General features: G+C 63.3%; 24 protein-coding genes. 16 read left to right on the forward strand and 8 right to left on the reverse strand.

Annotated features, from left to right (window positions below; translation table 11 throughout):
* Positions 1 to 182 precede the first annotated feature (182 nt).
* A complete protein-coding gene (locus tag JQ566_RS07200) occupies positions 183 to 1124 on the forward strand; it encodes an AEC family transporter (RefSeq protein ID WP_212371321.1) in 942 nt (313 codons plus the stop codon).
* Positions 1125 to 1158: 34 nt separating this feature from the next.
* Here JQ566_RS07200 and JQ566_RS07205 read toward each other — a convergent pair whose 3' ends face one another.
* Positions 1159 to 1443: a hypothetical protein gene (locus JQ566_RS07205; protein ID WP_212371322.1), complete on the reverse strand. Its 285-nt coding sequence runs from the start codon at positions 1441 to 1443 to the stop codon at positions 1159 to 1161.
* A gap of 188 nt (positions 1444 to 1631) precedes the next feature.
* On the opposite strand from JQ566_RS07205, the gene JQ566_RS07210 reads away from it, so the two are divergent.
* The 4 genes from JQ566_RS07210 (at position 1632) to JQ566_RS07225 (ending at position 6482) form a co-directional block, all read left to right on the forward strand.
* Complete coding sequence (locus JQ566_RS07210) at positions 1632 to 1952, forward strand: hypothetical protein (protein WP_212371323.1); 321 nt, start codon at positions 1632 to 1634, stop codon at positions 1950 to 1952.
* Positions 1953 to 2177: 225 nt separating this feature from the next.
* A complete protein-coding gene (locus JQ566_RS07215) occupies positions 2178 to 2903 on the forward strand; it encodes an outer membrane protein (protein WP_212371325.1) in 726 nt (241 codons plus the stop codon).
* 160 nt (positions 2904 to 3063) lie between these two features.
* Complete coding sequence (locus tag JQ566_RS07220) at positions 3064 to 5232, forward strand: methyl-accepting chemotaxis protein (protein ID WP_212371326.1); 2169 nt, start codon at positions 3064 to 3066, stop codon at positions 5230 to 5232.
* 188 nt (positions 5233 to 5420) lie between these two features.
* Entirely contained in the window at positions 5421 to 6482 is a 1062-nt protein-coding gene (locus JQ566_RS07225) for an MBL fold metallo-hydrolase (protein ID WP_212371328.1), read from the forward strand.
* A 59-nt stretch (positions 6483 to 6541) separates the two neighbouring features.
* On the opposite strand, the gene aroQ is transcribed toward JQ566_RS07225, so the two are convergent.
* Positions 6542 to 6973, reverse strand: coding sequence for a type II 3-dehydroquinate dehydratase (gene aroQ, locus JQ566_RS07230; protein ID WP_028178139.1), 432 nt, complete (start codon positions 6971 to 6973; stop codon positions 6542 to 6544).
* Between the two features lie 326 nt (positions 6974 to 7299).
* Here aroQ and hemA point away from each other — a divergent pair, with 326 nt between their 5' ends.
* Positions 7300 to 8529: a 5-aminolevulinate synthase gene (hemA, locus tag JQ566_RS07235; protein ID WP_212371331.1), complete on the forward strand. Its 1230-nt coding sequence runs from the start codon at positions 7300 to 7302 to the stop codon at positions 8527 to 8529.
* 190 nt (positions 8530 to 8719) lie between these two features.
* Positions 8720 to 12229 carry a hybrid sensor histidine kinase/response regulator gene (locus tag JQ566_RS07240; protein ID WP_212371334.1) on the forward strand — a complete coding sequence of 1170 codons (3510 nt, stop codon included), beginning with the start codon at positions 8720 to 8722 and terminating at the stop codon, positions 12227 to 12229.
* Positions 12230 to 13040: 811 nt separating this feature from the next.
* Here JQ566_RS07240 and JQ566_RS07245 read toward each other — a convergent pair.
* Positions 13041 to 13493 (reverse strand): DUF4279 domain-containing protein, encoded by a 453-nt coding sequence (locus tag JQ566_RS07245; protein ID WP_212371336.1) that lies wholly within the window; start codon positions 13491 to 13493, stop codon positions 13041 to 13043.
* Positions 13494 to 13835: 342 nt separating this feature from the next.
* Here JQ566_RS07245 and JQ566_RS07250 point away from each other — a divergent pair, with 342 nt between their 5' ends.
* Positions 13836 to 14048 (forward strand): hypothetical protein, encoded by a 213-nt coding sequence (locus tag JQ566_RS07250; protein WP_036013403.1) that lies wholly within the window; start codon positions 13836 to 13838, stop codon positions 14046 to 14048.
* A gap of 368 nt (positions 14049 to 14416) precedes the next feature.
* On the opposite strand, the gene JQ566_RS07255 is transcribed toward JQ566_RS07250, so the two are convergent.
* The 3 genes from JQ566_RS07255 to JQ566_RS07265 form a co-directional block, all read right to left on the reverse strand.
* A complete protein-coding gene (locus JQ566_RS07255) occupies positions 14417 to 15097 on the reverse strand; it encodes a response regulator transcription factor (protein WP_212371339.1) in 681 nt (226 codons plus the stop codon).
* Positions 15098 to 15274: 177 nt separating this feature from the next.
* Positions 15275 to 15847, reverse strand: a complete 573-nt coding sequence (locus JQ566_RS07260) for an exonuclease domain-containing protein (protein WP_212371341.1) — start codon at positions 15845 to 15847, stop codon at positions 15275 to 15277.
* Between the two features lie 17 nt (positions 15848 to 15864).
* On the reverse strand, positions 15865 to 16473 hold the full coding sequence (locus tag JQ566_RS07265) for a hypothetical protein (RefSeq protein WP_212371343.1): 609 nt from the start codon (positions 16471 to 16473) through the stop codon (positions 15865 to 15867).
* 291 nt (positions 16474 to 16764) lie between these two features.
* Between JQ566_RS07265 and JQ566_RS07270 the strand changes: the two genes are divergently transcribed.
* The 6 genes from JQ566_RS07270 to JQ566_RS07295 all read left to right on the forward strand — a co-directional run bounded on the left by JQ566_RS07270 (position 16765) and on the right by JQ566_RS07295 (position 22376).
* Positions 16765 to 17043 carry a DUF4212 domain-containing protein gene (locus JQ566_RS07270; protein WP_212371345.1) on the forward strand — a complete coding sequence of 93 codons (279 nt, stop codon included), beginning with the start codon at positions 16765 to 16767 and terminating at the stop codon, positions 17041 to 17043.
* Positions 17044 to 17056: 13 nt separating this feature from the next.
* On the forward strand, positions 17057 to 19036 hold the full coding sequence (locus JQ566_RS07275; protein ID WP_212371347.1) for a sodium:solute symporter family protein: 1980 nt from the start codon (positions 17057 to 17059) through the stop codon (positions 19034 to 19036).
* A gap of 145 nt (positions 19037 to 19181) precedes the next feature.
* The gene (locus JQ566_RS07280) at positions 19182 to 19502 is read left to right on the forward strand and encodes a hypothetical protein (RefSeq protein ID WP_212371349.1); all 321 of its coding nucleotides are present in this window, start codon (positions 19182 to 19184) and stop codon (positions 19500 to 19502) included.
* Entirely contained in the window at positions 19499 to 19822 is a 324-nt protein-coding gene (locus JQ566_RS07285) for a hypothetical protein (protein ID WP_212371351.1), read from the forward strand. Before JQ566_RS07280 ends, JQ566_RS07285 begins: the two co-directional genes overlap by 4 nt.
* 96 nt (positions 19823 to 19918) lie before the next feature.
* Positions 19919 to 20287 carry a hypothetical protein gene (locus JQ566_RS07290; RefSeq protein ID WP_212371353.1) on the forward strand — a complete coding sequence of 123 codons (369 nt, stop codon included), beginning with the start codon at positions 19919 to 19921 and terminating at the stop codon, positions 20285 to 20287.
* Between the two features lie 463 nt (positions 20288 to 20750).
* Positions 20751 to 22376 carry an MFS transporter gene (locus tag JQ566_RS07295; RefSeq protein WP_212371532.1) on the forward strand — a complete coding sequence of 542 codons (1626 nt, stop codon included), beginning with the start codon at positions 20751 to 20753 and terminating at the stop codon, positions 22374 to 22376.
* A gap of 164 nt (positions 22377 to 22540) precedes the next feature.
* Here JQ566_RS07295 and JQ566_RS07300 read toward each other — a convergent pair whose 3' ends face one another.
* Positions 22541 to 23014, reverse strand: coding sequence for a secondary thiamine-phosphate synthase enzyme YjbQ (locus JQ566_RS07300; protein WP_212371355.1), 474 nt, complete (start codon positions 23012 to 23014; stop codon positions 22541 to 22543).
* Positions 23015 to 23170: 156 nt separating this feature from the next.
* Positions 23171 to 23686: a hypothetical protein gene (locus JQ566_RS07305; protein WP_212371357.1), complete on the reverse strand. Its 516-nt coding sequence runs from the start codon at positions 23684 to 23686 to the stop codon at positions 23171 to 23173.
* A 359-nt stretch (positions 23687 to 24045) separates the two neighbouring features.
* On the opposite strand from JQ566_RS07305, the gene JQ566_RS07310 reads away from it, so the two are divergent.
* Both JQ566_RS07310 and JQ566_RS07315 read left to right on the forward strand, forming a co-directional pair.
* Positions 24046 to 24420 (forward strand): AtpZ/AtpI family protein, encoded by a 375-nt coding sequence (locus JQ566_RS07310; protein WP_183246108.1) that lies wholly within the window; start codon positions 24046 to 24048, stop codon positions 24418 to 24420.
* 112 nt (positions 24421 to 24532) lie between these two features.
* Positions 24533 to 25282, forward strand: coding sequence for a F0F1 ATP synthase subunit A (locus tag JQ566_RS07315; RefSeq protein ID WP_212371360.1), 750 nt, complete (start codon positions 24533 to 24535; stop codon positions 25280 to 25282).
* The last annotated feature ends 3 nt before the right edge of the window (positions 25283 to 25285 follow it).

The following is a 25285-nucleotide window of genomic DNA, read 5'->3' on the forward strand; positions in this document are numbered from 1 at the left end:
CGGGGCCCATCGCAGCGCCGAGTCCTGCAGCGCCGGGTCCTGCAGCCCCTGGGTCCCGGCTCGCGCTTCGCGCGTCCGGGACACGCCACTAAGCCTGCACCTCGCTGAACGTTGGGCAGTGACGGCACTCCATCCCCGGAGTAACCTCTTGTTGCGGTCATTGGCAGCAAGGGGGAAGCCGGATGGAGGTCGCCAGCCTCGTTCTTCCCGTATTCGCGATCATCGTCACCGGCTGGCTCGCGGGCGAGCTTGGCTATCTCTCCCGTTCGCTTGCCGATGCCCTGGTCCACTTTGCCTACAACGTGGCGATGCCGGCGCTGCTGATCGTCACGATCGCCCAGGAGCCGGCGCGCAATCTGTTGGAATGGCGCTTTTTGCTCGCATTCGGCGGCGGCTCACTCATCTGCTTCGCCCTGGTGTTCCTGCCGGTCCGCACGGGTGGCAAACACGATCTCGCCAGCAGCACCATCCATGGGATGGCAGCCGCGATGACCAATACCGGGTTCGTCGCGCTGCCGATCCTGCATGCGATCTACGGTCAGCCCGCCGTGCTGCCCGCAGCTGTAGCGACGGTGTTCGTGGCCGCGGTGATGTTTCCGATCACGGTGATCCTGCTGGAAAAGCGCGATTCCCGCGGTCCGTCCGCGCTCTCTACGGGACTGGCAAAGCAAATCCTGCTCAATCCCATGGTGCTTTCGACGTTCATTGGCCTCGCATGGGCGATAACGGGATTGCCGATTCCGGCGCCGGTCGCGGCCTATCTCAACATGATCGCCGCCGCGCTCACGCCCTGCGCGCTGTTTGCCATCGGGCTTGGTCTATCTGTCGAGGGCCTGCGATCCAACCTGAAGGCGGCGTTTGCACTCGCGGCGGTGAAACTGGTGGTCATGCCGCTGATCGTCTACGGGCTCTGCGTCATCACGGGCCTCGACCCTCTCTACACGGCTGCGGCCGTCGTCTGCGCGGCCGTACCGACGGCGAAAACCGTGTATGTCCTCGCGCACGAGCACAAGGTCGAGGAGAAGCTGGTCGCGGCCACGGTCTCGATCACGACGATGCTGTCGGTCGCGACATTGCTGATCGCGCTCTATCTGCTCTCCGGATCGGCGAGCGGCACGCGTTGATCCGCCAGCGGCGTCCACCTCGCCGAAGCGCTCTCTATCTCGTGGTGTTGCTCCAGGTGGGGACCGCGTTGGTCACGCCGACCGAGGGCCAATTGTACGAGCCGATCGACGGCGCGGTGACGGTGCCGACCGTCTGTCCGGATGACCCGTAGGGCCCCCTTGGCTGCACGGCCGACACGCCGACACCGCTATAGGTCGGCGCCGCCACACCGGTGCTGTAATGCCGGCTCGACCGGACCTTTTTCGCTTCAGCCGCGAAAGGCGTGGCGAGAAGTCCGGTGGCGACGAGCGCGGCAATGGCGAGTCTGATGGTTTTCATGGCTGATCCTTTCGCCCGGTGCGCGCCCCGATATGCCAACTGTTCATTCATCGGAAAATTTCCATGGGGTCTCCGTTCATAACTCCGTGCGCGGACGAAAGTGCCGGAGCGCGGCGCGCCCCGCCTTCGGATGGACCCGAATCAGCGCTAGTGCATTGCGTTCAGTGACTTCCCTGGACGCAAGCAGCATGACCGGCGCCGAACTGAAGCAGCTTCGCAACGACCTCTCCGATACCCTCGAGCGCAAGCTCAGCGCGGCCGACATGGCCAAGCTTTGCCGATTGCCGGAGAGAGGCGGCGCCGACACCATCCGGCGCTGGGAGGTCAGCGGCCCGACGCCGGAGGCGACCAAGATACTGCGCGTGCTCGCGATGGCGAGCGAGCGCTATCCCATCCTGGAGAAGTTCGACATCTTCGATCGTCATGACGTGCGCGAGGAAGACCGGCCCGCGAAGCGCGCGGCCTTTCGCGCGCAGATGCGCGACGAGGTGCTGCGACGTCTTGGTTAACAAGAAGCGCGCGCAAGTTACCTGCGATGCGCGAAGTTAAGCCTTCCTTCACCACTTCTTAAGCCGCCATTAAGCACGAAAATCATTTACCCCCCAACAAGTTAGGTTGGCCGTCGCTGTGCCACGCATGTGACAGCATTTTCGTCAAAAGCGAGCTATCTGCAAAACCAACGACGGCGCGCAAAGCGCGCCTGCCGGGGACCTTACGTGTTGGAGTTCAAGACGATGAAGAAGATTCTGTTTGCGACCGTTGCGCTGCTCGTAGTGGGCGCTGCTGCACCGGCCGTCGGTGCCGATCTCGGTAACCGCAACTATTACAAGGCGCCCGCGCCGGCTTACGCCGCGCCGATCTACAACTGGACCGGCTTCTACATCGGTGCCCATCTCGGCGGCGCATTCTCCAGCGACAACAATTTCAACGGCCTCTCCACCGGCAACAACGGCAACGGCCGCTTCCTCGGCGGCGTGCAGGTCGGCGCGGACTGGCAGCTCAACCCGAACTTCGTGGTCGGCGTCGAGGGCCAGTATTCCTGGCTCTCCGGCAGCGTCGGCGCGGTGTTCCCGGGCGGCGTCGCCTATACCAACGACCAGCGCGGCCTCGGCTCGATCACCGGCCGCGTCGGCTATACCTGGGGTCCCGGCCTGCTTTATGTGAAGGGCGGCTACGCCTATTCGGACAACAACGAGAAGGTGACTGTCGGCGGCGTGCCGACCGGCTTCATCATCGATGGCGATCACCGCAACGGCTACACCGTCGGCGCCGGCCTGGAATACATGTTCGCCCCGAACTGGTCGGCCAAGGCCGAGTATCAGTATTACAATTTCGGCGACGCGCACTTCACCGCAGGCCCGCTGGCCGGCACCGGCAACTTCACCACGGACGACCATACCTTCAAGGCGGGCGTCAACTACCGCTTCAACTGGGCAAGCCCGGCTGTGGCGAGCTACTGATCGGTTATCAAAACCTTATCACGCACAAGGGCCGGCCTCGTTGCCGGCCCTTCTTTTTTCGCCCTGCGGAACATGCGCAACCAAATGCGCAAATTGCGATCTTTTTAACCGGTGCTGCCGATACTGCCGCCACAAACAGAAGAACATTGGGGGAATTTCGATGGCGATCCGTCTGGGCCTTCGCAGCTTTCTTGGCCGCTTCCTTGGCCGTTTCCGTCCTCGTTTCAAAATGCCGAAATGGGGCGTGCGCGGCAGCCTGTTCGCGGCCTTCGCGGTGATCGCGGGCATGGGTCTCGTGATCGCAGCCGGCGCCGGCCTGGCGCTGCAGAATCTCGGCGGACGCATGACCGAACTCAGCGGACGGGACATTCCGCGCCTCTCCGCCAGCCTGCAATTGTCGGCACTGAGCGCGAGCCTTGCGGCGCAGGGACCGGCCCTGCTTGCGGCGCAAAGCGAGGACGCCCTCAATGAACGCACCAAGAAGCTCAGGGAATTGCAGGAGCAGACGCAGCAGAAGCTCAACGAGATCATCGAGCTGGGCGGCGACAAGAGCGTCGTCTCCGGGCTCAGCGACACGATGAAGAGCATCAACGAGGCGGCTCAGAGCCTGGCGAAGGCCGCCCGCGAACGGCTCGACATCGCCGCCCTCCATGAGAAGCAATATGATGCGCTTCGCAACGCGCAGGGCGCGTTCGTCGGTGCAGCGAGCCCGGCGATGCTGGACGCGCAGACCCGGGTCAACGCCATTCTCGGCTCAGCCGACCTGTCCGCCACGGATGCGACCGACGCCGCGCAGACCGTCGGTCAGCTCGGCAACGTCGTCGCCAGCGGCAATCTCGCCGCCGCCAACATGAGCGCGGCGCTTTCGGCGAGCACCAGCGACAAGCTCGACGACATCCAGAAGGAGTTCAAGACCGCACAGGGGCGCCTGCGCTCGAACCTCGATCTGCTGCCGGACAACGAGGGCAACAAGATGCTGCGCCAGACGGCGGAAAAGCTGCTCGCGCTCGGCACCGGCAAGACCGGCGTGTTCAATCTGCGCGAGAAGGAGCTCGACTCCATCGACTATGGCCAGACCATCCTGGACGAGACCCGCAAGCTCAATGTCGGCCTCGGCATCAGCGTGCAGCAGCTCGTCGACGGCGTGCAGAAGGAGACCAACGCCTCGACCTTCCAGGCACGGCAGGAGATTTCGCTCGCGACGTCAGTCATGCTGGCGCTGGGCGCATTGATGCTGGTCGGCTCGGCGCTGTTCGTCTGGCTCTATGTCGGCCGCAACATCCTGCGCCGGATCGGCGCCTTGCATCAGTCGATGCAGCTGCTGGCGAACGGCGACCTCGAAACCGAGATCTACCGCTCGAAGACCCACAACGACGAAATCTCGGTGATGGCGAACACGCTGCAAGTGTTCCGGGAAAGCATGATCGAGACCCGCGCGCTGACGAACGAGCAGGACAAGGACCGTATCGCCAAGGCCGAGCGTGCCGCGCGCATGGAAGCGAAGATCGCCGAATTCGAGAGCACGGTGCGCTCCGCGCTCGACAATCTGGCGCAGTCGGCCAATTCGATGCAATCGACCGCGCAGAGCATGTCGAACACTGCCGACCAGTCCAACGCACTGGTGAACGCGGTCGCCTCCGCCGCGGAGGAAACGTCGGTCAACGTACAGACCGTGTCGGCCGGCACCGAGCAGCTGTCCTCCTCGATCCAGGAGATCAGCCGCCAGGTCGTGACCTCCGCCGAGATCGCCAAGAAGGCCGTCGACGAAGCGGGATCGACCGACGCCACCGTGCAGAGCCTCGCCGACAGCGCGAGCCGCATCAGCGTCGTCGTCGACCTGATCCAGACCATCGCCTCGCAGACCAATCTGCTCGCGCTCAACGCCACCATCGAGGCGGCGCGCGCAGGCGAGGCCGGCCGCGGCTTCGCGGTGGTCGCCTCCGAGGTGAAGAGCCTGGCAAGCCAGACCGCCAAGGCGACGGAAGAGATCCGCACCCAGATTGCCGGCATGCAGGAGATCACGACCTCCGCGGTCGGAGCCATCCAGGGCATCGGCCGGATCATCGGCGAGATCGACGACGTCACCACGACGATCGCAGCCGCGGTCGAGGAGCAGGGCGCCGCCACGCGCGAAATCGCCCGCAACATCCAGCATGCGGCCGGCGGCACCAGCGAAGTCTCCAGCAACATCGTCGGCGTCTCCACCGCGTCCGCCGAAGCCGGCGCTGCGGCCACCGAAGTGCTGAGCGCCTCGGACGCGCTGCGGCGCGAGGCCGATATGCTGCGCGGGGAGATCGACGCGTTCCTCAACGACATGCGGGCGGCGTAAATCGCCGTCCCGTAGCCCGGATGGAGCGAAAGCGTAATCCGGGGATCGTGCCAGAAGCACGGAGGCCCCGGATTGTGCTGCGCTCCATCCGGGCTACGGAAAAACGCGCCGGTATGACCGCCATGCGGTTGCCGCCTAGCATCCTTTTTCGGCTGGCGCCCCGCGCGCGCTGGGTTTAAGCGGGTAGCATGAGCTCAAAAACCGACACCGCACAGTCCTCGGCCGAGGCCCTGCGCTACCCCTGGGAACAGCACCCCGGCCCCGAACAGGTCGTGGAGGTGCGGCCCGGCGTGTTGTGGGCGCGGTTGAAGCTGCCGTTCCGCCTCAACCACGTGAACATCTACCTGCTCGCCGACGGCGACGGCTATGCGATGATCGATGCCGGATTCGGCAACGAAGAGACGATCGAGGCCTGGACGAAGTTGTTCGATGGACCGCTGCAGGGCGTCAACATCACGCGCCTGATCGTCACCCACTCCCACCCCGACCATGTCGGTCTCGCCGGGTGGATCGTCGAGCGTTTCAACTGCCCGCTGGTGATGTCGCAGGTCGAATATCTGCAATCGGTCTATCACCAGAACCGCGGCACCGAGGAGCGGCGCGAGGCGCAGCGTCTGTTCTTCCGCCGCCATGGCATGGACGAGTCGCTCACTGAAAAGCTGCTCGGCCGCGGCCAGGACTATCTCAAGCGCGTCTCGGTGCTGCCGCCGTCGTACCGCCGCATCTCGCATGGCGACGACGTCGTGATCGGCACGCGCCGCTTCAAGGTGATCACCGGCGGCGGCCACGCGCTCGATCAGGTGATGCTGTATTGCGCCGACGACAAGCTGTTCCTCTCCGCCGACCAGGTGCTGAGCAAGATCTCGCCGAATGTCAGCGTCTGGGCAGTCGAGCCCGACCAGAACTCGCTCGGCGAATACCTGGCCTCGCTCGCCAGCCTCACCACGACGCTTCCCTATGACGTGCTGGTGCTGCCCGGCCACGGCGTGCCGTTCTACGGATTGAAGACCCGCATCAAGCAGCTCGCCGACCACCACGAAGAGCGCTGCCGCCTGATTGCGGAAGCCTGCCGCGAGATGCCGCAAACCTCGCGCGCCTTGGTGCCCGTCGTGTTCAACAAGCACGTGCTGGACGAGCACCAGATGGGCTTTGCCGCCGGCGAGCTGGTCGCCCACGTCAACTACATGATCGTCGAGGGCCGGCTGACGGCCGAGATGCAAGACGGCGTGCTGCAGTTTCGGACGACGTGATTTTTTCGCCTCTCCCCGCTTGCGGGGCGAGGGAGCAGACCACCGCCGACTCCAACACCTCACTTCATATTCGCGATCGCGTGCAGTGCCGCGACGTAGCCGAACGGTCCCAGCCCGCAGATCACGCCGGTCGCCACGAACGAGATCTTCGAGTGGCGATGATATTCGTCGCGGGCGTGGATGTTGGAGATGTGCACCTCCAGCACAGGACCCTCGAATGTCTTGATCGCGTCCATGATCGAGACCGAGGTGAAGGAGAGACCGGCCGGGTTGATGACGATGGCATCGGCGTCCTGCCGCGCCGACTGGATCAGATCGACGAGCACGCCCTCATGGTTGGACTGGTGGAAGGCGAGTTTGAGGCCGAGCTTGGCGGCGGCGTCCTCGCAGCTCGCGTTGACCTCTGCGAGCGTCGTGGTGCCGTAGATGTGCGGCTCTCGGATGCCGAGCATGTTGAGATTGGGACCGTTGAGGATCATCACGCGCTTCATCAGGGCTTCCTTTCGCATGGGCTGTCCGACCGAACGCTGCCCAGCCGGGCAAGGCTATGGCGTCGGCGCGACCAGTTCCGCCATCATGGATGGAGGCGCGCCATGGACAAAATGTCCACGGCTGCCCCCGCCGTCCCGGCACCCCCGGTCCCGACCGGCAGGTCCGTGTTAGGCGCTTGATCCAAATCAACAATCGCCGCCGGACCGGCGGTTATCAATTGGCACGCTCGCCTTGCCTCTAATGTGTGCTGGCGCATAGACATTGGAGCTGGAAAAGCTCTAAAAATGAGCGGCCGTCATGGCCGGGCTCCGTTGCAGGTTTGCCGATGGATTATAGTCAGTTCTTCGATTCCGCGCTCGATCGTCTCCACACTGAGCGGCGCTATCGCGTGTTCGCCGACCTCGAACGCACGGCCGGCCGGTTCCCGCACGCGGTCTGGCACTCGCCCAAGGGCAAGCGCGACGTCGTGATCTGGTGCTCGAACGATTATCTCGGCATGGGCCAGCACCCGAAGGTGGTCGGCGCCATGGTCGAGACCGCCACCCGCGTCGGCACCGGCGCCGGCGGCACCCGCAACATCGCCGGCACGCACCATCCGCTGGTCCAGCTCGAAGCTGAGCTCGCCGATCTCCATGGCAAGGAAGCCGCGCTGCTGTTCACCTCGGGCTATGTCTCGAACCAGACCGGCATCCCGACCATCGCAAAGCTCATTCCGAACTGCCTGATCCTGTCGGACGAGCTCAACCACAATTCGATGATCGAGGGCATCCGCCAGTCCGGCTGCGAACGGGTCGTGTTCCGCCACAACGATCTTGCGCACCTCGAAGAGCTGTTGAAAGCGGCCGGCCCGAACCGGCCGAAGCTGATCGTCTGCGAGAGCCTCTATTCCATGGATGGCGATGTCGCGCCGCTCGCCAAGATCTGCGATCTCGCCGAGAAGTACGGCGCGATGACCTATGTCGACGAAGTCCACGCCGTCGGCATGTACGGCCCGCGCGGCGGCGGCATCGCCGAGCGTGACGGCGTCATGCATCGCATCGACATTCTCGAGGGCACGCTGGCAAAGGCGTTCGGCTGTCTCGGCGGCTACATCGCTGCCAACGGCCAGATCATCGACGCCGTGCGCTCCTATGCGCCGGGCTTCATCTTCACCACCGCGCTGCCGCCGGCGGTCTGCTCGGCCGCGACCGCCGCGATCAGGCACCTGAAGACGTCGAGCTGGGAGCGCGAGCGCCACCAGGACCGCGCCGCCCGCGTCAAGGCGATCCTCAATGCCGCCGGCCTGCCGGTGATGTCGAGCGACACCCATATCGTGCCGCTGTTCGTCGGCGATCCCGAGAAGTGCAAGCAGGCCTCCGATCTCCTGCTCGAAGAGCACGGGATCTACATCCAGCCGATCAACTATCCGACCGTCGCCAAGGGCTCCGAGCGCCTGCGCATCACGCCCTCGCCCTATCACGACGACGGCCTGATCGATCAGCTCGCCGAGGCGCTGCTGCAAGTGTGGGACCGCCTCGGCCTGCCGCTCAAGCAGAAGTCGCTGGCGGCGGAGTAGGTTGTTCTTCCACCCTCCCCCTCCAGGGGCCCCGCAAGGGGAGGGTAAGCGTTCGCTCGCACCTTAACGACGCCCCCGGTTCCCGCCCCCCGCCGGGCATTTCGCTGTCGCTTGCGCCCGCTCAACGCGCTAGGTTTACAGCGAAAATGAGATCGGGCGCTGGCAGCGCCCAGGGAGAAGTGCGCTCACCATGCTGCACGACTGGGGCGTGATCGCCGCCGCTTTCGGTTATATCGGCTTCCTGTTCCTGGTGGCGAGCCATGGCGACCGCCGCTCGCCGGCCGGGCGCGGCCGCGCCTCCGGGCTGATCTACCCGCTGTCGCTGGCGATCTACTGCACCTCATGGACCTTCTTCGGCTCGGTCGGCTTCGCCACCCGCACCTCGACCGACTTCCTCGCGATCTATGTCGGGCCGATCCTGATGATCGGGCTCGGCGCCGGCGTGCTCCGGCGCGTGATCCAGCTCGCCAAGGCCCACAACATCACCTCGATCGCCGATTTCATCGGCGCGCGCTACGGCAAGAGCCAGGCGGTGGCGGCGACCGTCGCTCTGATCGCGATCATCGGCTCGGTGCCCTACATCGCGCTCCAGCTCAAGGCGGTGGCCTCCTCGCTCGGAACGATCCTGAGCGAAGGTCAGGCCTTTTCCCACATCCCAATCCTCGGCGACATGGCGCTGATGGTGACGCTGGCGATGGCGGCCTTCGCGGTGCTGTTCGGCACGCGGCAGACCGACGCCACCGAGCACCAGCACGGCCTGATGCTGGCGGTCGCGACCGAATCCATCGTCAAGCTGGTCGCCTTTCTCGCCGCCGGCATCTTCGTCACCTTCTGGATGTTCTCGCCGCATGAACTGATCGAGCGCGCGATGAGGACGCCGGAGGCGGTGCGCGCCATCAACTATTCCCCGTCGATCGGCAACTTCCTGACCATGACGCTGCTGTCGTTGTGCGCGATCATGCTGCTACCGCGCCAGTTTCACGTCAGCGTGGTGGAGAATTCCAGCGATGCCGAGGTCGGCCGCGCGCGCTGGCTGTTCCCGCTCTACCTCGTCGCCATCAATCTTTTCGTGATCCCGATCGCGCTCGCCGGCCTCGTGACCTTCCCATTCGGCGCCGCCGATCCCGACATGTACGTGCTGTCCCTGCCGATGGAGGGCGACGCCGACCTGCTCAGCGTCGCCATCTTCGTCGGCGGACTGTCGGCGGCGACTGCGATGGTGATCGTCGAATGCGTCGCGCTCTCCATCATGGTCTCGAACGACCTCGTGGTGCCCCTGGTGCTGCAACGTCGGCCGGAGGGGCGCGCCGGCGGTGCCGATTTCAGCAACTTCCTGCTGCGCTCGCGGCGGCTCGCGATCTTCGCCATCATGGTGATGGCCTATTTCTACTATCGCGCGCTCGGCAGTACCCAGCTCGCGGCCATCGGCCTGCTCTCCTTTGCGGCCATCGCCCAGCTTGCCCCGAGCTTCTTCGGCGGGCTGCTCTGGCGGCGTGCGACCGCACGCGGCGCCATCGGCGGCATGCTGGTGGGCTTTGCGGTGTGGCTCTACACGCTGTTCATCCCGAGCTTCATGGATTCCTCGACGTCGGGCATCCTGCTGCTCCAGCACGGCCCGTTCGGCATCGAGGCGCTGCGGCCGCAGGCGCTGTTCGGCGCCGACCTGCCGCCCCTGATGCACGGCGTCATCTGGTCGCTGTCGCTCAACATCCTGACCTATGTGCTGCTGTCGCTGGCGCGCCGGCCGTCTTCCATCGAGCTGTTGCAGGCCGATCTGTTCGTGCCCAATACGCTCGCCCCGATCTCCCCGAGCTTCCGCCGCTGGCGCACCACCGTCACCGTGCAGGACATCCAGACCACGGTGGCGCAATATCTCGGACCCGACCGCGCGCGGCATTCCTTCGAGGCCTTCGCGGCGCGGCGAAACGTGCGGCTGGAGCCCGGAGCACCTGCCGATTTCGAGCTGTTGCAACACGCCGAGCACCTGATTGCCTCCTCGATCGGCGCGGCCTCGTCTCGCCTCGTGATGTCGCTGCTGCTGCGCAAGCGGACGGTCTCCGCCAAAGCCGCACTGAAGCTGCTCGACGACTCGCACGCAGCGCTGCATTTCAACCGCGAGATCCTCCAGACTGCGCTCAACCATGTACGCCAGGGCATCGCCGTGTTCGATGCCGATCTGCAACTGATCTGCTCCAACCGGCAGTTCGGTGACCTCCTCAATGTGCCACTGCATCTCATCCAGTTCGGCACGCCATTGCGCGAAATCCTGGAATTCATCGGCCTGGGCGATCCGAACGATCCGCTCGAGCGCGAGGCTCTGCTGGAGCTGCGCCTTGCCGCCTACACCACCGACAGCGAGCCCTATCTCGAACGCCTGCCGGAACGCCACATGGTGATCGAGGTGCTCACCAACCGCATGCCCGGCGGCGGCTTCGTCATCACCTTCACCGATGTCACGCCCACCTTCGAAGCCGCGGAAGCGCTGGAGCGCGCCAATGCGACGCTGGAAAAGCGCGTGCGCGACCGCACCGAGGAACTGACGCGGCTGAACTCCGAACTGGCTCTGGCCAAGAGCGCGGCGGAAGATGCCAGCATCTCCAAGACGCGTTTCCTCGCCGCTGCCAGCCACGACATCCTCCAGCCGCTGAACGCGGCGCGACTCTATGTCACCAGCCTCGTCGAGCGCCAGCACAATGGCGAAGAGACGCGGCTGGTCGAGAACATCGACGAATCGCTGCAGGCGATCGAGGAAATCCTCGGCGCGCTGCTCGACATCTCCAGGCTCGACGCCGGCGCGATGACGACCTCCATCTCGAGCTTCAAGATGGCCGATCTGATGCGTTCGCTGGAGATCGAGTTCGCGCCAATCGCGCGCGCCAAGGGCCTGGAGCTCGCCTTCGTGCCCTGCTCGCTCCCGGTCAAGTCGGACCGCCTGCTGCTGCGCCGGCTGCTCCAGAACCTGATCTCGAACGCGATCAAGTACACTCCGCGCGGCCGCGTGCTGGTCGGCTGTCGCCGCCGCGGCGCCTCGCTCAAGATCTGCGTCTATGACACCGGGGTCGGCATCCCCGCGGTCAAGCGCGGCGAGATCTTCAAGGAATTCCATCGCCTGGAGCAGGGTGCGCGGATCGCGCGCGGTCTGGGGCTGGGATTGTCCATCGTCGAGCGACTGGCGCGCGTGCTCAACCACGGCATCGCCATCGAGGCCAATGCCGGCGGCGGCTCGGTATTCTCCGTGATGGTGCCGACGGCGAAGGCGATCACCCACACCGCGGCCGTGACCAGCGCAACGCCGCTGGCGCGCACGCCGATCTCGGGTGCGCTGATCGTCTGTATCGAGAACGATGCGGCGATCCTCGACGGCATGCGCACGCTTTTGAAGGCCTGGGATGCCGAGGTGATCGCGGTCGCCGACCCCGAGGGGGCGATCGCCGCAATCGAAACAGCCGGACGGCGCGTCACCGGCCTCTTGGTCGACTATCACCTCGATCGCGGCAACGGCATCGCCGCCATCCGCGAGATCCGCCGCCGCTTCGGCGATGCCATCCCTGCGATCCTGATCACCGCCGATCGCAGCCCCGCCGTGCAGATCGCCGCGCGGGACGATGAGATCACGGTGCTCAACAAGCCGGTGAAGCCGGCTTCGCTCCGCGCCCTGCTGGGCCAGTGGCGCACGCAGCAGATGGTGGCGGCTGAGTGAACTGGACACGGGGCTAGACGCGGGCCGCGGCTTGGTAGGTCTCGTTTCGATCAACAGACGCGCCCTCGCCTTCTCGCGGCGCGTTTCGCCCGAGTTTTGCGCTTCGCGTCACGCCCTCTTGGAAGAAAGGGCGCAGGGAAGGCCGGGTGCTGACATCGCACCCGCGGTCCGCTGCGCGAAATGCACACGCAGGAAGAACCGCACAGCAGCATACAGGTGGAGCCGAACACACGGCCTTCCCTGCGCGATGGTCGGACGGCTTATGCCGTGCTCTCCCGGGAGCCGAACTTTCCTTTTGGCCTCCCTCGCCTCACGGAATTCGCCGACATTGCGCCGGTTGGCGCCATGCCGCCTCCGCAAGACTTGACCGTAGCAACGACGGCCAGGACCACACGGTTTTGCCGTTACGCAACGGCGCCGTTCGTACAACGCGGCTTGCGAAACGCTCACGGGGCTCGGCTCAATCCATCACCCCGCCCTGCATCTCACGTCCGCGACGGCGCCATACGTCCACCGCAGCCCGATCCGCGGCTCGTGACGACGTACGACCGCCCCTTTTCGCCGGATCAGGATGAGCGATACATACGAAAAATCCGAATTTCTATAAAGCGGAATATCTTTGTGGAGGCGGATTGACCCATCCGTTGCTGTTTTGCCCCGCGGGCAACGCAACAGCTTGGGGGCGCTGGGTCGCGTTGCTGCGAAGGAACGCGCACTCGATGTCCGCACATCCTCCAACACCGGCGCAAAATCGGACCATCATCGGACGTCCGGGTTGGGCCACAAGGAGACATCAGATAAGAGAAACACGCTATTCGCCCTCGCCATAGGCGTATATATCGAATTCCATGCTCGCTCCGAGCGCGGCGATGCGCGTGATCTGCTCCACCGAGATAGAAAAACCCTTGTTCCATCCCGTCATGTGTAGCCCGAATCGGAACTGAATGTCGTGCCGCGCCCGCAGGTTGCGCCACACCGCTGGATCTGTCGGCAGCTGCTTGAGCAGCCGATCAATGATTGTCTGCGCCGGCTCAACATAGCGACCGCGCGCCGTTAGGAGCCATGCCCCCGATCGCGCTGGCGGACTTCTTGGCTTGAGGTGTTCACCACAACGGTGGGCATGGGTGGGCTCAATGCCAAGAGCGCGACTAACCTCCTTAGGCTCTAGTTCGTCGCTGTAGAGAGCGAGGGTGACGTTTACCTCGTCGACGTCGCCGCCCACCTGGGTGAGGACTTGGTCTGTCTTGACAAGGCGGAACGGCAATCTTCTGTCGTTCCGGGTCTCGATCTTCCAATCTAACCTCCGCCGTCCGCAAACGCTCCTCGCCCTCGGATTGAATAGTCTCACTTTATCAATCGAACAGATCGCAAAATGAGACAATTTTATTAATCGGTACGAGGTCAGGATGGGGTCAAAGGCTGCCCTCGGCGTGACCACGATGGCTTTCCGCTCAGCGCTCGGAAGCAGACCCTGCGCGGCCGAGAGCGGAAGTCAGCCACGGGCCATTAACGGAAGAGTAGCGCTCCAGCTGTTTGAAAGGCGTTTTGGTCTAAAAGCGGGTATGCTGCCGTTTGCAAGGCAGGCCCCTTCCTGCGAGATGGTTCTATGGACGCGAAATCGGCTGCACGATTGAAACAGCACGTAGAGCGGGCCATCGAGGAATTATCCCTAGCGCTCATGCTCGCCAAAGAAGCCTCTCCAGCAGATGAGTTTCTGAAATTGAGGAGATCGGTTGGCGATATCATCGCTCGGATGGACACCATGCTTCACGACGAAATTAACAAAGATCATCCAGGTGTGGATGGCATGAAAGACTGACCGCTAAAGTCGGCTGTGGGTCAGAAGAGCACTAAACGAGCACCTCTAAGCGTCAGCTTCGGGCCAGAAACGGAAATCACATTCTTCGCCCAATCGTCCACGGCGGTGCGTTGCACTAATCTCGCGGCTTCTTGAAAATGAAGTCTAATGTTGACGAAGGGTCTTGCTTGCTCTTCCAGTCATCCCTCCGTGACGCCGAAGAATGGGTGAACTGGAAGCAGGGCGTTCCGAAGCTCAACCCTTATGCCGTTGAATAGGCCAAGAGGGGCGACTTCCGGTTTGGGTCAAAACCGGCGCGCTCTGAACGAGCCGAATGATTCCGCTTCGCCCTCAAGACCGGACATCCGCGATTTAGCGAGCAAACGCCCCTACCCCGTCGTCGTGCCCTGCTTCCACTGGCCGCCGGCGATCTTGGCGGCGGCAATCACCGCCTGGGTGCGGCTCTCGACCCCGAGCTTTTGCAGGATCGCCGAGACATGCGCCTTGATGGTGGCTTCGGAGACGCCGAGCTCGTAGGCGATCTGCTTGTTGAGGAGGCCTTCCGACAGCATCATCAGGACCCGGACTTGCTGCGGCGTCAGCGTCACCAGGCGGTCGCGCAGGCGCGTCATGTCGAGGTCCGCCTCGGCCGACAGGTCGGTGTCGGCGGGAACCCAGACGTCGCCTTCCATCACCTTGAGGATGGCGTCACGCAAGGTCTCGACCCCGAACCGCTTGGGGATGAAGCCGGACGCACCGAAATCGAGCGAGCGGCGGATCGTGGCGCTATCGTCGCTGGCCGAGACGATGACCACCGGGACCGCCGGGTATTGCGCGCGCAGGTAAATCAGGCCGGAAAAGCCGGAGATCCCGGGCATCGAGAGGTCGAGCAGGATCAGGTCGACGTCCGAGGCCTGCTCCAACAGCGCGGTCAGCTCCTCGAACGACCCCGCCTCGTCGATCCTGGCTGCGGTCAGAACGCCGGCCACCGCCTGCCGCAGCGCGTCGCGGAACAGCGGATGGTCATCGGCGATGACGAGGTGGGTGTTTGCATTGGCTGTCGCAGTCATCTGTTCCGCACGACGAGAGATCGGGACATATATCAACTCGTTGCTGATCAAGCAGCAATTAGCAATTGTTCACTGACTGGGCCCGTCTTGCAAGGCAACCTTCCGGCCGTAGTCGCAAGGCAGTTAATCACAGGCGTGAACCGGCTGATGCTGCAGCGCAAAAACCGACGGATCTCCTCAATCCCTGAACAGAAGGTCTCGGGTCAAGTCATCGATCATGGTGACCGCTTCAAGCGCTGCCCTCAATCGCTCGCGGTCGGGCGCCGACAATCGCTTGACCAAGACCGCATTGGAGGGCGGCGTTCCCTGCGCCACATCCGCGATCTGTTGCGCCACGATCAACTCCAGAAAGACGCCATGGGCCTCGTCGAGCGCATCGAGATCGGTCTCGCCGCGGCCAACCACGGCCTTCACACCAGCGAGTCGTTGCGACGTCGACCGGCCCATCACAAATGGCGGCGACTCCGCGACCGTCGCATCGTCGATGCCGTGAATGCGCGTCGTCTCGGTGGGGATCGGTTGATCGGCCGGCCGCAGCAATTGAACAAACGAAGCGCGATCGACCAGCTTGCCGGCCGACAGACGCACGCCGGCAAGCTCGACCACCCGGGCCTTGCGTGGATCGAGCCCGGTCGTTTCGGCATCGATGTCAACGGCATCGAGCGACAAAAGCGGGGCGGCACCACTTGTCGTATCCATTGTCCTTCCCTCCGATGGCCGGACCGCGATGCCGGCCGGCAAACCGGGCATTGGGGGGCCGACCGATCCTACGTCAGCAGCGCGCGGGTCACTGCAGCCGCATCGATGCGATCGACCAATTCGTCATGGATGTTGCACAGGCTGACACGCAGGTAGTTGCGCGTCGTCTCGTAATCCCGTCCGCGCAGCTTTTCGTGGATCGGCATCATCGCGAAATAGGCCTCCGCCAACGGCTCCGGGATGTCCATTACCCGTTTTGGCGCATGGCCGCCGACAAGGTCGAGCCGGTGCTCCAGTTCGCGCCGGGCCTCCAGCCAGGCCACCTCGCCAATCGACGTCGGCACTGGATAACGGTCGAAAACGGAGAGGACGAGGACGATCATCTGGTTGAGAACCGCCCGGCGCTGCATGCCGGCATGGGGGCGCAACACCCCATCGATCATCTCGCCGACCATCGCAAGCCCAAGCGGATAGGCCTGCCAGCGCGCATGTTCGACGGCCCCTGCAAACCCCTCCTCGGCAAACAGGACCTTGGCGTAATGACCGGAGCGGGCACGCGAGTACTCGTAGATTCCCTTTTGTACGATGAACGCCGACTGTGCATCGATGAAGTCGGCAAGCGCCTCCCGGCTGCGAATCGGCGGACGGGGGCGAAACAATTTCTCGAATAATCTCATTGCCGTCTTATCCTGCCGAACCGACCGGGAATACTTTCGCTCCTCAGCACGCGCCTGCAAAGCTCAATGTTTCCAATGCAGCAGCGCTGTTAGCAGTCGCAACAAACTCCACCCGCCAAAAGTATAATTCGGTCCTGACCATTTGCGGTGTTAGCCTCAATCACTTCGAACCGGCACAAGACCGGCGGAGCCGCGGTGCGGGGGGCGCCGCACTGATGGGATTGCAGTCCCCTCAACCATTCGATCCCGGGGCATTTGCTGGCCGGCGTTCTGAGGGAGGAATTGCAACCCATGACCGACTCGACAAACCTGAAAGAGAGAGAAGTAGCACACTGGGCGAAGACCTCGCGCCTGATGTTCACGCATCTCGGCATCTGGTTCTTCTTCGGCTTCATCATCCACATGTTCGTGGCGCCGCTCAACAAGATCACCATCCCGATCCTTGGTTTTCCTCTCGGCTTCTACATGGCAGCGCAGGGATCGCTCATCGTGTTCGTGGTCATGCTGTTCGTATTTGCGAAACAGCAGGACAGGATCGACCGCGAATTCGATTTCGCTGAGGACGATTAAGGGGGAAGAGATCATGTCCACACAAGCCGCGACCAACACCTCGGACTTCATCAAGAATCTGGGCAAGATGTACGGCACCTACACGGGTGGGTTCATCGGCTTCATCTTGTTTCTTGCGATTCTCGAGCAGATCGGCGTTCCCAACAAGATCCTCGGCTACCTGTTCGTGTTCTTTACGCTCGCGGTCTACGCCATTATTGGCATCATGACGCGAACCGCGCAGGTCTCGGAATATTACGTCGCCGGCCGGCGCGTCCCCGCTTTCTACAACGGTATGGCAACCGGCGCCGACTGGATGTCGGCGGCGTCCTTCGTCGGCATGGCCGGCACCCTGTTCCTGCTTGGCTACGACGGCCTCGCCTGGGTGCTCGGATGGACCGGCGGGTTTGTGCTGGTGTCGATCCTGATCGGACCGTATCTGCGCAAGTTCGGTGCCTATACGGTGCCCGACTTCCTGTCGTTCCGCTACGGCGGCAATTTCGCCCGCTTCCTCGGCGTGATCGTGCTGGTTGCCTGCTCCTTCACCTATGTGACGGCGCAGATCTACGGCACCGGCCTTATCGCATCGCGATTCCTCGGCATGCAGTTCGAGCTCGCGGTGTTCGCCGGTCTTGTCGGCATCTTGCTTTGCGCAATGCTCGGCGGCATGCGCGCGGTGACATGGACGCAGATCGCGCAATACATCGTGCTGATCATCGCCTACCTGACCCCGATCGTGATTCTATCCACCAAGAACTACGGAATTCCGATCCCGCAACTCACTTACGGGCAGGCGATCGCGGACATCACGGCGCGAGAGCAGGGGATGCTGGCGTCGGGTCTGGCGACAGCCGCGGCGCTTAAGCCGCATATCCAGCCCTTCATCAACTATAGCCCGCTCAACTTCTTCGCGATCATCATGTGCATGATGGTCGGCACGGCTTCGCTGCCGCATATCCTGATGCGCTATTTCACCACCCCATCGGTGCGTGAGGCGCGCCAGTCTGTGGCATGGTCGCTGTTGTTCATCTTCCTGCTGTACTTCTCGGCGCCGGCCTATGCGGCTTTTTCAAAGCTGGAGGTCTATACCAACATCATCGGCAGGGACCTGGCGGCCATTCGCCCATGGCTGTTCAACTGGGGTGAACTCGGGCTGATCCAGATCTGCGGCAAGAACGCAGCCAGCATCGATGCCGTCGTCGCGGCCTGCAAGGCGATCGCCGGACATCCTGGCGTCGTGCGGCTGCAAGACTTCGTGATCAACACGGACGTGATCGTGCTTTCCACGCCGGAAATCGCGGGCCTGCCGTATGTGATCTCGGGTCTCGTGGCGGCCGGCGGTCTCGCAGCAGCCTTGTCCACCGCTGACGGGCTGCTGCTCGCCATCGCGAACGCGTTGTCGCACGACATCTACTACAAGATGATCGACCCCAACGCGCCCACCATTCGCCGCCTCACCGTGGCGCGCGTCCTTCTGGTGGGCGTCGCGTTGGTCGCGGCTGCGACGGCCGCTACCAAGCCGGCAGACATCCTGGCCATGGTCGGCTGGGCGTTCTCGCTTGCAATGGCGGGCAACTTCCCGGCCCTCGTGATGGGTGTCTGGTGGAAACGCACGACGGCGACGGGTGCGATCTGCGGCATCATTGCCGGCTTCGGACTGTGCCTGTTCTATCTCGTGACAACGCGGTATTTCCCGGGCGCGGGCGTGAAGTATTTCGGCATGACGTCGCTGACCAGCCCGCTGACGGGAGCGCCGCTGGTCGATATTGCCAAGGCGATGGCGCTGCCCAACGCCATGGAAAGCTTCCCGACGCTCGCGCACCCGCTGGCCAACAAGGTCGGCTGGTTCGACCTGACCAACATCGCCTGCGGATTGTTGGGAGCGCCGCTCGGCTTCGCCGTCATCTACATTGTCAGTCTCATGGGCAGGGCACCGTCGGCGGAAATGCAAGCCTTTGTCGACGACATCCGGAAGCCGCGAGGCAGGACGGTGCTCGAAGAAAAGACCACCTGAGGCTTCGCAATACCTGATGACGTAGGACGGGGCCCTTTGCGGCCCCGTCCTTGTTTGCGGCCGCAATGTCCGCCTTGCCGGAACGCATCGGCCTTGCCATTGTTGTGCGCCTGCCTCTTCGGATTGCCTGCAAGGAGAAACGCGCTTGGATTTGGCGACTTCGCTTGCCGCATACTGGTACTTCCACCTGCCCAACTTTGTTCTGGCCGCGCTGATGTACACATTGCTGGGCCGGGTCCTGCTTGGTCTGTTCGTCGACGCGGACTCGCCCAACTACATCTGGCGATTCTTCTGCCGGATCACCGATCCCGTCATCGTGCTTTTCGCGGTAGTGACGCCGAAGGTAACGCCACCGGTGGTGCTTTGGCTGTTCGGTTTCGTCTGGCTGTTCTGGCTGCGCGTCGCGCTTCACTACACATTGCTCCTGTTCAATCTCGCTCCCCGGCTGGGCGGAGCGGCATCATGAGCCGCAATTTCTACTTCATCGGAATTGCATTTTTCGGAATGATCAACGGCATATTCAACCAGCTCGCCCTGATCTTCGCGCTCGTGTACGTCCAGATGCTCGCGGGCCCATTGCTGTTCGGAAGCCTGTCGCTGACGCTGATGTTCGCATCGCTGATGGTTTCGACCGCCACCGTCATTCTTGGCGGCATTCCCGCCGCCATCTATGAGCGCGTCACCGGCGCTCCGGAGTCGAGCACGGTCACACTCTGGATATGGCTTGCAGGCACCGCAATTCTGGCGCTCCCGGCTGTCGGGAACTTTCTCAGGGTCGGACTGTAGCGGCCGATGCAGAGTTGAGGACAGGCCGCGCCGGCGCTACGCTGGGCCGGTCTCTCGATCTGATGGGGCGGATCATACTCGATCGACGGAGTGGCCATGGAAGAGGTTCGCCGTCTCGCCTATGAGATTGTGTTGCGTGCATGCGGGTTCGCCTCGCTGGCCATCTTCTGCGTCATGATCGGCCTGTCCTTCCTCCCGCGCGCCGCGTTTCAGGCGGGAGGTTTCCTGAGCATGACAATGACGCTCGTGCTCGCTTTCAAGGCGCGCGAAGCTCGGACCAAGGATCACCGCCGGACGGAGATGTGGCTTTATCTTCCCAAGGAGCGCCGTCCGCCTCAAGCTCATGCGCAGCAAACGATCTCTGCGGTCATGCGGGAAACCTATCTCCTGTTCGCGGGCTGGACCGCGATCATCTCCATCGCGATGTGGACGGTCGCTTTGGTCTTCTCCTTCATTGGACTTTAGTCTCCAGCCGCCCGTCGCATGTGCAAGAAGACAATCTCGACGCTGATGCAAGAGACTGCAGAAGACCTGCCTGGTGTTTGCGCACCGGATTGCGCTGGTGCCCAGGTGATCTGACCGTCTGATCTGACCGTCGCGCTGGGTTTTTCAGCATGTGGACTTTAGTCTGAGCCTGCAGATCGGCGACGGTATTTCACTCCCGCAGCCCGTCGCTTTTTTGACAGGATAGCTCCGCAATTTCCGATTCCTGACAATTTTTTAGGCGCACTCGCCGCTTGCGTCTCATCCAGAAGTCGGTTCGCGTCGAAAGTACTATTGGGCCGGACGCGGCAAGCATGTAAGTGGTCCCCTCGACGAATTGCGCGCCTGCATGGCGGCAGATCAGTTTTGAATCCAAAAAAGCAAGCGGGAGCGAATCGGAATGACGACAATAACTGCATCATCGGTATCACCTGCCAGCGCCGGCATGACGAAGGACGAACGCTTCGTCATTCTCGCCTCGTCGCTCGGTACCGTCTTCGAGTGGTACGACTTCTATCTCTACGGATCGCTGGCCTCGATCATCGGCGCGCAGTTCTTCTCGGCCTATCCGCCGGCAACCCGCGACATCTTCGCGCTGCTTGCCTTTGCCGCCGGCTTCCTGGTCCGCCCCTTCGGCGCCATCGTGTTCGGCCGCATCGGCGACATCGTCGGCCGCAAATACACCTTCCTCGTCACCATCCTGATCATGGGTCTTTCGACCTTCATCGTCGGCCTGCTGCCCAGCGCGGCGACGATCGGCATCGCAGCTCCGATCATCCTGATCGCGCTGCGACTCGCCCAGGGCCTTGCGCTCGGCGGCGAGTATGGCGGAGCGGCGACCTATGTCGCGGAGCACGCGCCGCACGGCAAGCGCGGCTACTATACCTCCTTCATCCAGACCACGGCGACGCTCGGCCTGTTCCTGTCGCTGCTGGTGATCCTGTTCACCCGCACCGCGACCGGCGAAGCCGACTTCGCCGCCTGGGGCTGGCGCATTCCGTTCCTGGTGTCGGTGCTGCTGCTCGGCGTCTCGGTCTGGATCCGGCTTCGCCTCAATGAATCGCCGATCTTCCAGAAGATGAAGGAAGAAGGGAAAGGCTCGAAGGCGCCGCTGACGGAGGCCTTCGGCAACTGGCAGAACGGCAAGCTCGTGCTGCTCGCCCTGCTCGGCGGCGTGATGGGCCAGGGCGTGGTCTGGTACACCGGCCAGTTCTACGCGCTGTTCTTCCTGCAATCGATCCTGAAGGTCGACGGCTACACCGCCAACCTGCTGATCGCCTGGTCGCTGCTGCTCGGCACCGGCTTCTTCATCGTGTTCGGCATGCTGTCCGACAGGATCGGCCGCAAGCCGATCATCCTCGGCGGCTGCCTGATCGCGGCGCTGACCTTCTTCCCGATCTTCAAGATGATCACCTCCAATGCCAACCCGGCGCTGGAAAAGGCCATCGAGCAGGTCAAGGTTGAGGTGGTGGCCGATCCCGCGGGCTGCGGCGACCTGTTCAACCCGGTCGGCACCCGCGTCTTCAGCGCGCCCTGCGATACTGCGCGCGCCTTCCTGTCGCAGTCGTCCGTCAAGTACTCGACGAGCTACGGCGCCGCCGGGTCAGGCGTGAAGGTCGTGGTCAACGGCAAGGACGTGTCCTACACGAACGCCAAGGACAGCAACCCGGCGGTTCTCGCCGCGGTGCAGGCGGCTGGCTATCCGAAGGCGGGTGACGCCGGCATCGTGAAGATGGCGCATCCGTTCGACATCTTCCGCCCGCAGGTGGCGGCGATCATCGGCCTGCTGTTCGTCCTCGTGGTTTACGTCACCATGGTGTACGGCCCGATCGCGGCGATGCTGGTCGAACTGTTCCCGACCCGCATCCGCTACACCTCGATGTCGCTGCCTTATCACATCGGCAACGGCTGGTTCGGCGGCCTCCTGCCCGCCACCGCCTTCGCCATCGTGGCCTCGACCGGCGACATCTATGCCGGCCTCTGGTACCCGATCATCTTCGCGGCGATCACCGTCGTGATCGGCTTCCTGTTCCTGCCGGAGACCAAGGAGGTCGACATCAAGGCGACCTGATCCTAAAGCGCGATGCGATTTGGATGAATCGTCATCGCGCTTCAGGTTGTTGTTTACGCATGATCTTTCCGGAAAACCGCTTCGCACTTTTCCGGATCATGCTTTAGCAGCGATCGACGACACGAACCGGCCGCGGTCTCCGCGGCCGGTTTTGTTTTGAGCGCTTACTGATTGCTGCCGATGAACTGCAGCACGATCTCGCGGCTGTGCGGGCGACTGCGATGCTCGATCAGATAGATCGCCTGCCAGGTGCCGAGCGCAAGCTTGCCGTTCAGGACCGGGACCTGGAGCGAGGTCCCCGTCACCATCGTCTTGATGTGTGCCGGCATGTCGTCGGGTCCCTCGGTGTCATGGGTCCACCCGGCGTTCTCCGGTGCGACCCGTGACAGTGCGGTGGTGAGATCGACCAGCACGGAGGGATCGGCGTTCTCCTGAATCGTCAGCGAGGCCGAGGTGTGGCGGATGAACAGCGTCAGCGCGCCCTCGCGCGCGTGCGCCTCGGCGATGAATTTTGCTGCCTCGCTGGTCAGGTCGGTGAAACCGCGACCGGGGGTCTGCACCGTGAGCAGCGACGATGCGATCGTGGTGGCCTGAACCGAGGATGGCGCTGAACGCGTGACGGATTTGCCTGATGCCATCAAAAATCCCTCAACTCCGGACGCTATCGTAGTGGGCAAAGGCGCAAAGCGCCGTGCCCACGTCTTCTTGTCATCGTGGAAACATGGTGGGCACGGCGCAAGAGCGCCTTTGCCCACCCTACAAGAGCTCAATGCCTTGACCGCGCGAAGGGACCGTCAAATCTTCCCTGACACGTCCTTCTGCACGCGGTTGGCCATGTCGATCAGCCGCCGCCAAGCCTTCTCCAGGAACGACATCACGCGATCGACGTCCTGGTCGCTCGGCAGCGGGATCTCGATCTTGCGTTCGCCCTCGGCGACCTTCGGCTCGGCTTTCTTCAGCTGGTCGGATTTCGGCAGCGCCTCGTCGATCTTGCCCGACACCGTCGGCCCCGCCGCGAGCTGCCCCTTCAGCCTCTCGACCTCGGCCTGGAGCCTGCCGATCTCGGCGTCGAGTGCGGTCCGCTCGTCAGGCACCGCGTAGCAGGCCCAGCCGGCGCCGTTCTTGGTGCAGGTCGATACCGTGCCGGTGCGAGTGTCGAGCCGCAGCACGCCCTCGGGGATGGGTGTCATGCTGTAGCGACCATTTTCGCCGTCGGGCGCCGATTGCGCAGCCACGAGGCCGCCGCCGACGATCACCACCGCGGCAGCCGCCGCTAGCCATGATGTTGTGGATGACATCGCTGGTCTCATCGCTGTCTCCGCCAGGGCGCTGCTGCGGCTTCCAGGCAATTCTACACCCCCATCGGGCAATCCGCCGCCAAAAACCCGCCCCTGAAATAAACGAACGCGATGGCTTCTTTGATCCCGGCAGTGTGGCGAAAGGACAGCTGTATCCGCCGATCGTGAGTAGACCTGCTGCGGTGCGGCGTCACGCTGTGTGCAGCGCTGCCGCGTGCGCCAATATCATAATATAAATCAAATACTTGACTGAAAGCGACGCAATCGTGACTTGGCTTGACTTGATTATGGGCCATCAGTATGGTCCGCGCGGCTTTTGAGGGTGGCGGGCGTAATTTCCATTTGGCCGCAGCGTTTCGGGTCTTTGTCGCATGGCACAGAGCACGGGACACGGTGAGAATGGAGATCGCGATAGATCGTCCGAGGAAGCTGCGCTTTCCGAACGGCTCGGAAATCTCGATCAGCGGTTGTCCGAATTTCGCGACCGCCGGATCAAGACCGAGCAACCCGCAGGTGACGGTGAGGACAGAGCGGCCAGAGCCTCGGCGATGGCGCTTGGTTTTCGGTTATCCTCCGAGTTGGTCGCCGGTGTCGCTGTCGGAGCGGGGATTGGCTGGGGGTTCGACCGCTTGCTGTCGACGTCGCCCTTCGGATTTATCGTGTTCCTGCTGCTGGGCTTCGTGGCCGGCGTGGTGAATGTGGTGAGATCGGCGGGCGCGGGTCAAAACAGGCGCGGTGGCTCGTAAGTCGGTCCGCACAGGAGAGGAATGATCGTGCCGGCCTTGCCGGTACGGGCCGGCCCGGCCGGCAGACCGAGACCAGCCGGCATCGCCCGGCAGACCAAGAGATGCCGCGCTGATGAAAATCGACCCGATCCACCAGTTCAACATCGAGCCTCTCTTCACCCTGGGCCATATCGGCAATCACACGATCGCCTTCACCAATTCGTCGCTCTACATGCTGGTGGCGGTGGCGATCATCTCGATCCTGATGCTGGCCAGCGGCACGCGGCTGGTTCCCGGACGCCTGCAGTCGGTCGCCGAGATCTCCTACGAATTCGTGGCCAGCACCATCCGTTCGACGGCCGGCGCGGAAGGCATGAAGTTCTTCCCGCTGATCTTCTCGCTGTTCATGTTCATCTGCGTCTCGAACCTGGTCGGCATCATCCCCTACACCTTCACGGTGTCGAGCCACCTGATCGTCACCGCAGGGCTGGCGCTGCTGGTCTTCTTCACCGTGCTGATCTACGGCGTCGCCAAGAACGGCCTGAAATTCTTCTCGATTTTCGTTCCTCACGGCGTCCCCGGCTACGTCCTGCCGCTGGTCATGTTCATCGAGGTCCTGTCATTCTTCCTGCGGCCGGTCTCGCACAGCATTCGTCTGTTCGCCAACATGCTGGCCGGCCACATCGCGCTGAAGGTGTTCGCAGGCTTCGTCGCCATGCTCGGCTTCTCGCTCGGCACCATCGGCTGGGTTGGCGGCGTGCTGCCGCTGGCGCTCACGGTCGCGCTGTACGCCCTCGAGATTCTGGTCGCGTTCCTGCAAGCCTATGTGTTTGCGATCCTGACCTGCATCTACCTCAACGACGCCATTCATCCGGGACACTGAGCG

The sequence above is a fragment of the Bradyrhizobium sp. SZCCT0231 genome (genome assembly GCF_018130245.1).
In the GTDB taxonomy this organism is placed as follows: Bacteria; Pseudomonadota; Alphaproteobacteria; order Rhizobiales; family Xanthobacteraceae; genus Bradyrhizobium; species Bradyrhizobium japonicum_F.

Bases quoted from the DNA above. Each gene is read 5' to 3' on its own strand.
- JQ566_RS07200 (WP_212371321.1), top strand. From the start codon at position 183: ATGGAGGTCGCCAGCCTCGTTCTTCCCGTATTCGCGATCATCGTCACC.
- JQ566_RS07205 (WP_212371322.1), bottom strand. From the start codon at position 1,443: ATGAAAACCATCAGACTCGCCATTGCCGCGCTCGTCGCCACCGGACTT.
- JQ566_RS07210 (WP_212371323.1), top strand. From the start codon at position 1,632: ATGACCGGCGCCGAACTGAAGCAGCTTCGCAACGACCTCTCCGATACC.
- JQ566_RS07215 (WP_212371325.1), top strand. From the start codon at position 2,178: ATGAAGAAGATTCTGTTTGCGACCGTTGCGCTGCTCGTAGTGGGCGCT.
- JQ566_RS07220 (WP_212371326.1), top strand. From the start codon at position 3,064: ATGGCGATCCGTCTGGGCCTTCGCAGCTTTCTTGGCCGCTTCCTTGGC.
- JQ566_RS07225 (WP_212371328.1), top strand. From the start codon at position 5,421: ATGAGCTCAAAAACCGACACCGCACAGTCCTCGGCCGAGGCCCTGCGC.
- aroQ (WP_028178139.1), bottom strand. From the start codon at position 6,973: ATGAAGCGCGTGATGATCCTCAACGGTCCCAATCTCAACATGCTCGGC.
- hemA (WP_212371331.1), top strand. From the start codon at position 7,300: ATGGATTATAGTCAGTTCTTCGATTCCGCGCTCGATCGTCTCCACACT.
- JQ566_RS07240 (WP_212371334.1), top strand. From the start codon at position 8,720: ATGCTGCACGACTGGGGCGTGATCGCCGCCGCTTTCGGTTATATCGGC.
- JQ566_RS07250 (WP_036013403.1), top strand. From the start codon at position 13,836: ATGGACGCGAAATCGGCTGCACGATTGAAACAGCACGTAGAGCGGGCC.
- JQ566_RS07255 (WP_212371339.1), bottom strand. From the start codon at position 15,097: ATGACTGCGACAGCCAATGCAAACACCCACCTCGTCATCGCCGATGAC.
- JQ566_RS07260 (WP_212371341.1), bottom strand. From the start codon at position 15,847: ATGCCCGGTTTGCCGGCCGGCATCGCGGTCCGGCCATCGGAGGGAAGG.
- JQ566_RS07265 (WP_212371343.1), bottom strand. From the start codon at position 16,473: ATGAGATTATTCGAGAAATTGTTTCGCCCCCGTCCGCCGATTCGCAGC.
- JQ566_RS07270 (WP_212371345.1), top strand. From the start codon at position 16,765: ATGACCGACTCGACAAACCTGAAAGAGAGAGAAGTAGCACACTGGGCG.
- JQ566_RS07275 (WP_212371347.1), top strand. From the start codon at position 17,057: ATGTCCACACAAGCCGCGACCAACACCTCGGACTTCATCAAGAATCTG.
- JQ566_RS07285 (WP_212371351.1), top strand. From the start codon at position 19,499: ATGAGCCGCAATTTCTACTTCATCGGAATTGCATTTTTCGGAATGATC.
- JQ566_RS07290 (WP_212371353.1), top strand. From the start codon at position 19,919: ATGGAAGAGGTTCGCCGTCTCGCCTATGAGATTGTGTTGCGTGCATGC.
- JQ566_RS07295 (WP_212371532.1), top strand. From the start codon at position 20,751: ATGACGAAGGACGAACGCTTCGTCATTCTCGCCTCGTCGCTCGGTACC.
- JQ566_RS07300 (WP_212371355.1), bottom strand. From the start codon at position 23,014: ATGGCATCAGGCAAATCCGTCACGCGTTCAGCGCCATCCTCGGTTCAG.
- JQ566_RS07305 (WP_212371357.1), bottom strand. From the start codon at position 23,686: ATGAGACCAGCGATGTCATCCACAACATCATGGCTAGCGGCGGCTGCC.
- JQ566_RS07310 (WP_183246108.1), top strand. From the start codon at position 24,046: ATGGCACAGAGCACGGGACACGGTGAGAATGGAGATCGCGATAGATCG.
- JQ566_RS07315 (WP_212371360.1), top strand. From the start codon at position 24,533: ATGAAAATCGACCCGATCCACCAGTTCAACATCGAGCCTCTCTTCACC.